At 42.0% G+C, this 295-nt stretch carries 1 protein-coding gene; it reads right to left on the bottom strand.

Translation table 11 applies throughout. From position 1 onward, the window contains the following. A partial coding sequence (locus HC176_RS19005) for a hypothetical protein (protein ID WP_167920523.1) occupies positions 1 to 295 on the bottom strand: 295 nt, incomplete at both ends.

Genomic DNA, 295 nt, shown 5'->3' with positions numbered 1-295 from the left:
ATTCCCCGGAACGGGAGATTCTCCCAGATCCTGAATGGCGACAATGTTTCGGGTGTCGGTCAAATTCTGAACATTATTTGTTCTGTTGGTTACCCACACCTGCACCCGGGTAATCTGTACATTGGAATTTATAAAAGGATAATTTTCCAACGCTTCATCATAGTGGTCTCTAAAATAATGAGCAAGGAAGAAGTGGCGGTTCTCATCATATTCATTAGCAAACCTGTCAAACTCCTGCACGGTAGCACCACCTTCAACATTTACTGTTCTTCTTTCCGATTTCTGTTCAGAAAAA

The sequence above is a fragment of the Tamlana crocina genome, assembly GCF_012037625.1.
Note: the sequence above shows the minus strand (reverse complement) of the source record. Positions and strands in the feature narration are given on the sequence as shown.